General features: G+C 42.0%; 7 protein-coding genes and 1 pseudogene. 6 read left to right on the forward strand and 2 right to left on the reverse strand.

What is annotated here, in order from left to right:
- The 6 genes and pseudogenes from VK541_RS19490 to VK541_RS19515 all read left to right on the forward strand — a co-directional run.
- A pseudogene (locus VK541_RS19490) lies at positions 1-193 on the forward strand (NADP-dependent glyceraldehyde-3-phosphate dehydrogenase); the annotation flags it as partial.
- 154 nt (positions 194-347) lie between these two features.
- Positions 348-1,679, forward strand: a complete 1,332-nt coding sequence (locus VK541_RS19495) for an alpha-L-fucosidase (protein ID WP_324372096.1) — start codon at positions 348-350, stop codon at positions 1,677-1,679.
- A 15-nt stretch (positions 1,680-1,694) separates the two neighbouring features.
- Entirely contained in the window at positions 1,695-2,915 is a 1,221-nt protein-coding gene (locus VK541_RS19500) for an SGNH/GDSL hydrolase family protein (protein WP_324372098.1), read from the forward strand.
- A gap of 11 nt (positions 2,916-2,926) precedes the next feature.
- The gene (locus tag VK541_RS19505) at positions 2,927-4,975 is read left to right on the forward strand and encodes an alpha-galactosidase (protein WP_324372099.1); all 2,049 of its coding nucleotides are present in this window, start codon (positions 2,927-2,929) and stop codon (positions 4,973-4,975) included.
- Positions 4,976-5,014: 39 nt separating this feature from the next.
- The gene (locus VK541_RS19510; RefSeq protein ID WP_324372101.1) at positions 5,015-5,509 is read left to right on the forward strand and encodes a gluconate 2-dehydrogenase subunit 3 family protein; all 495 of its coding nucleotides are present in this window, start codon (positions 5,015-5,017) and stop codon (positions 5,507-5,509) included.
- Positions 5,510-5,519: 10 nt separating this feature from the next.
- Entirely contained in the window at positions 5,520-7,235 is a 1,716-nt protein-coding gene (locus tag VK541_RS19515) for a GMC family oxidoreductase (protein WP_324372102.1), read from the forward strand.
- On the opposite strand, the gene VK541_RS19520 is transcribed toward VK541_RS19515, so the two are convergent.
- Together VK541_RS19520 and VK541_RS19525 are read right to left on the reverse strand one after the other, a co-directional pair.
- Positions 7,230-8,258 carry an aminoglycoside phosphotransferase family protein gene (locus VK541_RS19520; RefSeq protein WP_324372103.1) on the reverse strand — a complete coding sequence of 343 codons (1,029 nt, stop codon included), beginning with the start codon at positions 8,256-8,258 and terminating at the stop codon, positions 7,230-7,232. The two genes, VK541_RS19515 and VK541_RS19520, sit on opposite strands and share 6 nt — an antisense overlap.
- A 79-nt stretch (positions 8,259-8,337) precedes the next feature.
- A complete protein-coding gene (locus VK541_RS19525) occupies positions 8,338-9,357 on the reverse strand; it encodes a LacI family DNA-binding transcriptional regulator (RefSeq protein ID WP_324372104.1) in 1,020 nt (339 codons plus the stop codon).
- Positions 9,358-9,702 lie beyond the last annotated feature (345 nt).

Raw genomic sequence — 9,702 nt, forward strand, 5'->3', positions numbered from 1 at the left:
CGGACCTGATGTATTCCCTTTTACCGGAAGAAAGGACAGTGCCGAAGGAACATTATCAGTGATTGATGCTTTGAGATCATTCTCAATCAGGTCGCTGGTGGCAACCAAACTCAATGATAGCAATAAACATTTGATTAATGAAATTGTTGACAGCCATAGCTCTAACTTCCTGAGTACAAAATATTTATTTTAAATTTCAATGGTAATAAGCCGTTTTTGCAGCACCGTCTTTGTGTTGTAAAAACGGTTATAATGCCAAATTTACATAATCAATTGGCAGTATTACAGAATTAGTTTATTGCTTTCCTGCTTACTTTGTCGCAACCAAAAATGTAACTTAATTAAGTATGAAAAAAACTACACTGATGATGGCCGGACTGGTATTGTTGTCCTGCACAGCATTTGCTCAAAAGAACTATCTGGAAGAATCTAAAGCTGACAAAGCTAAACGAATGCAATGGTGGACAGACGATACCTTTGGTATGTTTATCCACTGGGGTCTGTATGCTGTACCCGCTGGAGAATATAATGGAAAGGGCGGTGGAGCAGAATGGATCATGGAAACTCACAAAATCCCTACTGCAGAATATGAGAAATTTGCAGGACAATTCAATCCTCAGAAATTTAATGCAAAAGAATGGGTGCAGATCGCTAAATCCGCAGGGGCTAAATATATCGTCATCACTTCCAAACACCATGACGGTTTCAGCATTTGGGACAGTAAAGTGACCCAATATGACATCATGGATGCCACGCCTTTTAAAAGAGACATTTTAAAAGAACTTTCTGAGGCATGCAAGGCTGCAGGCATTCAGTTTTGCTTGTATCATTCCATCATGGACTGGCACCAGCCGGATGCTAAATCAAAAGATTATAAGCACCAGTCGACCGAAAACCCTGATTTTAATAAATACAGAGAAGAATATTTAAAACCACAGCTGGCCGAACTGATCAAAAAGTATGATCCGGCAGTGCTCTGGTTTGATGGGGAATGGATTCCTGAATGGACGGAACAACAAGGCAAAGACCTATACAATTACCTGCGCAACATCAAACCCTCGCTGATCATTAACAACAGGGTAGGAAAAGCCAGAGGCGGAATGGAGGGAATGAATAAGTATGAAAATGCTGCCGGAGATTTTGGTACACCTGAGCAGGAGATACTCAAAGGCACATCGCAAGACTACTGGGAAAGCTGTATGACACTAAATGGCAACTGGGGTTATGTAAAGAATGACAACAATTGGAAATCCACTCAGTTGCTTATCGATAACCTGGTAGATATTGCGGCCAAAGGAGGTAATTATTTACTGAATGTCGGTCCGACTGCTGAAGGGCTGATTCCTGATCAAAGTATTGAGCGGCTTGCTGAAATGGGAAAATGGCTCAGTGTAAATAAAGAAGCAATATACGCTACTAATGGTATCACGAACTATAAAGAAGGAGACAACATCAAATTCACACAAAGCAAGGATGGCAAAAGTACTTATGCCATATTTAACAAGTATGACAATAATGAATTGTCGCTGACTAGTATACAGCCAAAAGCCGGATCAAAGATTTATCTGCTTGGCGTCAGCAAGCCATTGACATGGACTAAAGACGGAAATGCAGTGACTGTGAAGCTTCCTGAGGAGCTGCCCGGCAAATATGCCTGGACCTTAAAAATTCAAAATTAAGCCAATTAACATTACGTGAAATTACACCGATACGATGATATGAAAAAGCCTGTACTCCTTATTGTTTTGAGTATGGGCTTTTTTATGTCTTTTGCGCAGAAGTCATTGCCATTTAACAGCTATATCGAAAAGAGAAATGGGCTGCATAATGCCTATGAGGCAATTGCAATCAGGAAAAATGCAACAGTAGCATTTTTAGGCGGGTCGATAACCTTTAACAGTGGCTGGCGGGATATGGTATGTGCTTATCTGAAGCAAAGATTTTCAGATACCAAATTTCATTTCATTGCAGCTGGTATTCCTTCACTGGGAAGCCTGCCGCACGCATTCCGGTTACAGCGTGATGTTCTGGACTCCGGTAAGATCGACCTGTTGTTTCTGGAAGCAGCAGTAAACGACCAGGTGAACAGAACTGACAGCATTACCCAGGTCAGATCACTGGAAGGCATAGTAAGACATGTCAAAAGCAGTAATCCATTCACAGATATTGTGATGATGTCTTTTGCAGATCCGGATAAAACTAAACTATACGGGCAGGGAATCACACCAGTATCCGTAGCAAACCACGAACTGGTAGCTGCCCGCTATCATTCGCCTTCCATAAATCTGGCGAAGGCGGTTAGCGATAAAATGGCCAATCATGAATTTAGCTGGGAAAAGGACTTTAAGGACCTGCATCCGTCACCATTTGGACAGCAACTCTATTTCTCAGCCATCAAAGATCTGTTGTCCTCCGGTTTGGCAGCTGAAGATAGATCCATTTCAAAAAAGAAGGAGCGCTCAAAACAACCAGTTCTGCTCAACAAGGGCAGTTTCACCAGCGGAAGGTATCTTGAGATTGAGCACGCCTTGTTTGATAACAACTGGGTCATCAATAAAAACTGGACTCCTGAAGACGGTTTGGCTACCCGTCCAGGATTCGTAAATGTACCTATGCTGGTTAGTACAACGGCTGGTGCTTCTTTTACACTCCATTTCAAAGGAAATACAATCGGCATGGCAATTGTATCCGGTTCAGATGCCGGCATTGTAAAATATAGCATTGATAATGGACCAGAGCAGCAAATGGATCTCTTTACGGAGTGGAGCCAGTCGCTTCACTTGCCCTGGTATGTATTGTTTGGGAGTGATCTGTCCAATACCAATCACCTGTTAAAAGTTACCATCAGCGCGGAAAAAAATAAAAGAAGCAAAGGTACAGCTTGCCGGATCCTCAACTTTTTAACCAATAATTGATACTATAAACTATGTTCAGACAATCAGGTTTTTTGTTTTTGCTCTCCGTTCTGCTATTTACTTCTCCAGTTAAGGCAAATCCAATAGGTGCTGTAGCGTCAGGTGGCCGGATCAATATGCCGTATGGATCAGGTTCTGAAATAGTCTTCGATATTAAAACAAAAACTTATAATGTTTTCGCAGCCCATATAAAAATCATTGCAAATGCATACAGTCTTGTTAAAACCAACGGTCGAGCGATCAGCAGCAAGGATTATGATGAGGTGAAATCCATTCACACGGCCATCACAGATAAATTGGGTGCCGGAAAAAAATATACCATAATACTAACTAAAACAGGCTTGCCAACCCTCGAACAGGTCTTCTATGTCTATCCGGGGCATGATTATTTTTTTACAGAGGTATTTTTAAGAGGAGCAGACCTAAAGAGTAACTACATGTCTCCAATGGTTTCAAATGAAGTGAATCTCCATGCGAAAGGGGACAACAGGACACTGTTTGTACCCTTCGACAATGATACTTTCATACGGTACAATGCAAAGCCGATGAACATTGATGTGGAGAACACCAGCTCAGAAGTGGGAGCTGTATACGAAAATCAAAGCAGAAAGGGGCTGATCCTCGGATCGGTTGAGCACATGGTCTGGAAAACGGGTGTTTTTAGCAAAGGCAGGTCTGATCAGCTAAAAGAACTTCGCATCTGGGGTGGATATTCGGATGAGAAAGTAACCCGCGACAAAATAGAACATGGATACTTATCCGGAAATATCGTGAAATCACCAAAAGTATTCATTGGTTATTTTGCCGACTGGAGAATCGGAATGGAAGCTTATGGCAAAGCCAATCGCATACAGGAAATACCATATGTTTTCAACTGGACCAAACCTGTGCCATTTGGCTGGAACAGCTGGGGTGTAATAAAGGAAAAACTGACCTTTGAAAAAGCAACAAAAGTTGTTGATTTTTTCGCCGCTGAAATTCCTGCATTTAGAAATGGCCAGACTGCATATATCGACCTCGATTCCTTTTGGGATAATTTTACCGGCGGCATGAAAGGCGATTACAGCAAGCTTAAAGAATTTGCCGATTACTGCAAAAGCAAAGGCCTGGAGCCTGGCGTGTACTGGGCACCGTTCACAGATTGGGGCTGGAAATCGAAAAGAGACAGGGAAGCCGAAGGCAGCAAGTATAAGTTTTCGGAAATGTGGACGAAAGTAAACGGAGCGTACCATGATTTTGATGGAGCCAGAGCCTTAGATCCCACACATCCCGGCACACAGAGACGTGTCGACTACATCATTGACAAATTAAAAGCATGCGGTTTTAAAATGATCAAGATCGACTTTTTGGGACATGCGGCGGCTGAATCGGATTCGTTCTATGATAAATCGGTAACAACCGGAATGCAAGCCTATAGAGCAGGAATGGAATATCTGGTAAACCGGCTTGACGGTCAAATGCTGATCTATGCAGCAATATCACCTAGCCTGGCAACAGGAAGGTATGCTCATGTCAGAAGAATAGCCTGTGATGCCTGGAAAACCATAAAGGATACCGAATATACACTGAACAGCGTCAACTACGGGTGGTGGCAAACCTATGTATACAACTATATTGATGCTGATCATGTTGTCTTTGGCACAGAAGCCGAGGGGAGCAACAAAGCCAGATTAGCCTCTGCACTGATCACCGGAACACTGATCACCGGTGATGACTATTCCGGTGAGGGACCATGGCAGAGTGCAGCAAAGAAATGGCTTCAGGACAAAGAGCTCCTGAAGATCGCCAGATCTGGGTTGGCTTTTATGCCAGTTGACGGCAATACCGGAGATAAGGCCAACGAATTATTTGTGAGGAAAAACAATGGATACCTGTACGTTGCGGTCTTAAATTACTCCGCTGGCCCGAAACAATTCAGCATCCCATTAAAAAAGTTAGGCTTAAATAAAGCCGGTTATACAACAACCGAACTTTTTGGCAGGAAAAATATAAAGATCAGCAAGTCTTTACAACTGACATTAAAAAGTGCAGATGCCGCAATATTCAAGGTGAAGCTTTAATAAATATAATTCAATATATTTACGCTAAACACACCAAATATGCAAAGAAGAATTGCAATAAAGCAGGTATTGATATTTGCCGGTGGGATGGCATTGGTGCCTTCCTTTCTGAAAGGCGCAGGCAAAGCTTCAATACAAACGAAAAATCTGGATGTAAGTGCCGAACAGGAAAAACTGCTTGCGGAAATTGCCGAAATCATTATCCCTAAAACGACAACCCCCGGAGCAAAAGACCTGGGGCTTCATTTGTTTGTTCTAAAGATGATCGATGATTGCTACGAAAAAACTGTTCAGCAAAAGTTTATGAATGGCCTGAAAGCTTTTGAGGGATTGGATGCAGCAGCACTCAGGCAACAGCTGATCGCCGTAAACTCCGGAAAGGCCGGTGCAGCAGAGGATACCAAATCATTTTACAAACTGATGAAACAGCAGACGATTAACGGCTACATGAATTCTAAATATGTAATGACCAGCCTGGTGGTATGGGAACTTATCCCCGGACGTTACAATGGTTATTTCCCGGTTAAAGCTTAAAACTAAAATCATGTCAAATCTTAATATAGATGGTGTTAAAAAGAACACTTTTGATGCAATTGTAATTGGATCCGGTATAAGCGGCGGCTGGGCAGCCAAGGAATTCACGGAAAAAGGATTAAAAACCCTGGTGCTGGAAAGGGGCAGAGACGTAAAGCACATTATAGATTATCCGACGACCAATAAATTTCCCTATGAATTTGAACACCGGGGTGAACCCGCACTGGCCATAAAGAAAGAAAACCCTATGGTGAGCAAGTGTTACGCCTTTAAAGAAGATTCGATGCACTTCTTCGTAAAAGACAAAGAACATCCATATATAGAAGAAAAGCCCTTTGACTGGATCAGAGGATACCAGGTCGGCGGCAAATCCCTGCTTTGGGCCAGGCAGACCCAGCGCTGGAGCGATTTTGATTTTGAAGGCCCGGTGAGAGACGATTTTGCCGTTGACTGGCCCATACGGTATAAAGATATTGCGCCATGGTACAGTTATGTCGAAAAGTTTGCCGGCATATCAGGAAACAGGGACGGATTGACTGAGCTTCCTGATGGAGAATTTTTACCTGCCTACCCTCTAAATGCAGTGGAAGATTATTTTAAGAAATCTCTTTTGAGTAAATATGGAAACCGGCATGTGATCAGCGCGCGCGGGGCACATATATCCCAGGCCAAACAGATCCATTTTGACCAGGGGCGTGCACAATGCCAGAACCGCAGATTATGCCAGCGCGGATGTCCGTTCGGCGGCTATTTTAGCAGCAACGCTTCGACACTGCCCTGGGCGCAAAAAACAGGCAACATGACTTTGAGGCCCTTGTCGGTGGTAGAATCTGTGATTTACGACGATAAACTGGGCAGGGCAACGGGCGTTCGGGTCATAGATACCAATACCAAAGAAGTGACCGAATATTATGCTAAGGTAATTTTTGTAAATGCTGCTGCCATCAATACCAATCTCATTTTATTAAATTCCACTTCAACCCGTTTTCCGAATGGTTTGGGCAATGACAGCGGAGTGTTAGGTAAATATGTTGCATTCCATAATTACAGTGCGCGCATTAGCGCAGAATATGATGGACTGAAGCAGTTTACCACTGACGGAAGAAATCCTGTCGGAGGCGGCTATATTCCCCGCTTCAGGAATCTGCACAAGCAGGAAACTAATTTCAAAAGAGGTTATGCAGCCGGTTTTTCTGCTTACAGAGGTACTGAGATGAACACCTCCGGTATCGGATCTGAGCTAAAGTCTGAGCTGCAGAGCAAAAGGCTAACCCCATGGCGGGTAGGATCCCATATGATGGGGGAGACCATTCCAAAGGAAAGTAATTATGTAAAGCTGGATACGGACAGAAAAGACGAATGGGGAGTTCCCTTGTTAAAAATCTCTGTGGATTATGACGATAACGATGTGAAAATGAAGAAAGACTATATTGAACAGCTATCAGAAATGTTTACCACAGCCGGATTCACAAACATTAAAGTCAACGATGCATCACAGGCACCCGGTCTGGACATTCATGAAATGGGTGGAGTGCGTATGGGAAATGACCCAAAAACCTCGATGCTGAATAAATGGCACCAGCTCCATGCCTGCAAGAACGTATTTGTGACAGACGGCGCGAGTATGACATCCACATCAACGCAAAACCCATCATTAACTTATATGGCTTTTACAGCAAGAGCAGTGGATTATGCGGTGAATGAAATGAAAAAAGGTGAGCTATAGCTCATCCTCAAGTTTTAGGTATTCTTTTAACAGGGTGATCTGATTGATTGCCCTGTTCAGATTGTGCTCTTCATACTTAGCCCCGTAGTACTTGTCATTTTCCAGGTAGTCTGTAAGGAAACGAATGGCTTGCATGTAAATGATGAACTTGCCCGAATAGGTAAAATATTGTTTTTCAGCATCCGTCAGTACTTCATTCATTTCCTTCATATAACCATTGAAGATAGCCTGATAAAACTCTTTTCTGATTTTTATTTTGGACAGGTCCGTTTCCTCTTCACTGGCTTCAGAAAGATAAGTTCTCATCATGTCTCCAACGTCACTTATAAAATATCCCGGCATTACAGTATCAAGATCTATAACGCACAGACCTTTTTTGTGATCGTCAAATAGTACATTATTTATTTTGGTATCGTGATGAATGACACGTAATGGAATCTGCGGATTTTGTGAAATACTGATATAAGTATCTACAATGTCTTTATGCCGAATGAGGAAATTGATGTAGTCTGCGCCATGTTTCAATCTTTCGTCTGAGGCGCCGGAGCATGCAGCCACGAATTGCTCATATCTCAATGAAAGATTGTGAAAATCAGGAATTGTAATGTTCAATTGTTTGGTGTTGAAGCCGGAGAGTAACTTTGAAAATTTTCCAAATTGCCTGGCTGCCTCATAAGCTTCGTCTTCGTTTTCCAAATAATTGAGGGAATGAGAGCCTTCTGCAAACGGGAATAATCTGTAATAATCGCCATTGTCCTGGTACAAGGAACCGCCTGTTGTCGCTTTTATAGGTGATATAAAAAGATAATTGGGAAATTTACCCGATAAATAAGTCTTAATGCTGTTGACATTTTCGTCTATTGCCTGAGGAAGCTTAAATACACTCGTATTTACTTTTTGAAAGATATAGCTCCTGGTATTGCCGGATACCTTCCAGGTGTGATTGATCAATCCATCACCAAAAGGTGTAACTGTAATTTCATTCGGATTTAAACCATACACGGACAGGATCTTTTCTAGCATTCGTTTAATAGATTATCGTTAATACATTCAAACCTAAGTAATTCAGAATTTAAACAAGTGTGCAAACGATTGCGCCAAATTATGGGTGCTTGCCGATGACCAGTTCAGATTCTACAACAATGTTAAAATAAGCCTGTTCTACCTCAGATTGTAATTTTGGTCTGTTGATCAGATCTATTAAGATGTCGGCAGCTTTCTTTCCCTGACGATAAGGAAATTGTTCTACGGATGCAATCGGACTATAATCCATATAACTGATGATGGGCAGGTTGGCATAGCTCACAAAGTCAATACCCGATAGATTTAGCGACCTCGCATAACGCATTGCAAAGAGTGCCACGTAGTCGTTAAAGGTGACTATAGCCGTAGGTTTCCTTTTATGATTGAGCATGGCATCCATTGCTGCTATAGTGCTGGCTTCTGAAAGATCACAGCTGATGACAAGCGAAGGGTCAAATTTGAGCCGGTTTGAAACCATTGCTTTAATGTATCCTTCTTTTCTCTCGTGACTGGCCAGCAAAGTACTTGGTCCATTGATCATCCCAATGGTCCGGTGACCTTTTTTTAGAAGAAAGCTTACCGCTTCATATGTTCCCGTTTCCAGGTTGCTGGCCACATAATGAATATCCTTCAACGGAGGGATCCGGTCAAAAAATACTACTGGAATGTTCATCTTCTTAAACATTTCGAAATGCTCATAGGTACTGGTGGTTTTGGAAACGGAAACCAATAAGCCATCCACACGCTGCGTTTTCATTTTTTCTACCAAAAGCTTTTCCCGGCCGGCATCATCGTGAGACTGGGCAAGCAGTACAGTATAATTTCTTTTATAGGCAATATCTTCTATTCCGCTGATGGCCTCTGAAAAAAAAGATTCTGATAATTCAGGTAATATAACCCCAATAACAAATGATTTACCGTGTAAAAACTGGATAGCCCTCTGGTTTGGCTCATAATTCAGATCAGCAGCAAGTTTTTTAACCCTTTGCTTTGTCACCAAGCCTATACTTGAGTGATCATTTAAAGCCCTGGATACCGTAGAGACAGATATCTTTAGGATTTTTGCTATTTCCTTTATTGTAGCTGGTTTATTAGACATTACATCAAACTTAGATAAAACTGCCGGAGCATTTATGATTTTTTTAAAATAATTGGTGCAAACGTTTGTGTGTATTTATTTGGTTATGGATTTAATATACTGTTCTAATGTCAATACCTTGTGCTAAATTTAAGCATTAACTGAACAATACCATATTAGCGGCTATAAAACTGTATAAATATCAGGAACCAAAAATTACTATGAACAGAAGAGAATTTGTTAGAAACTCAAGCTTAACTGCAGCGGCCGTTACCATATTACCGGACGGCCCTTTGTTTGCAGCCCATGCAGCAGATAAAGTTAAGATCGCAATGATCGGGGTTGGACTTCGGGGACAAAATCATT

The sequence above is a fragment of the Pedobacter sp. genome (genome assembly GCF_035317785.1).
Lineage (GTDB): Bacteria > Bacteroidota > Bacteroidia > Sphingobacteriales > Sphingobacteriaceae > Pedobacter.

Bases quoted from the DNA above. Each gene is read 5' to 3' on its own strand.
- VK541_RS19495 (WP_324372096.1), top strand. From the start codon at position 348: ATGAAAAAAACTACACTGATGATGGCCGGACTGGTATTGTTGTCCTGC.
- VK541_RS19505 (WP_324372099.1), top strand. From the start codon at position 2,927: ATGTTCAGACAATCAGGTTTTTTGTTTTTGCTCTCCGTTCTGCTATTT.
- VK541_RS19510 (WP_324372101.1), top strand. From the start codon at position 5,015: ATGCAAAGAAGAATTGCAATAAAGCAGGTATTGATATTTGCCGGTGGG.
- VK541_RS19515 (WP_324372102.1), top strand. From the start codon at position 5,520: ATGTCAAATCTTAATATAGATGGTGTTAAAAAGAACACTTTTGATGCA.
- VK541_RS19520 (WP_324372103.1), bottom strand. From the start codon at position 8,258: ATGCTAGAAAAGATCCTGTCCGTGTATGGTTTAAATCCGAATGAAATT.
- VK541_RS19525 (WP_324372104.1), bottom strand. From the start codon at position 9,357: ATGTCTAATAAACCAGCTACAATAAAGGAAATAGCAAAAATCCTAAAG.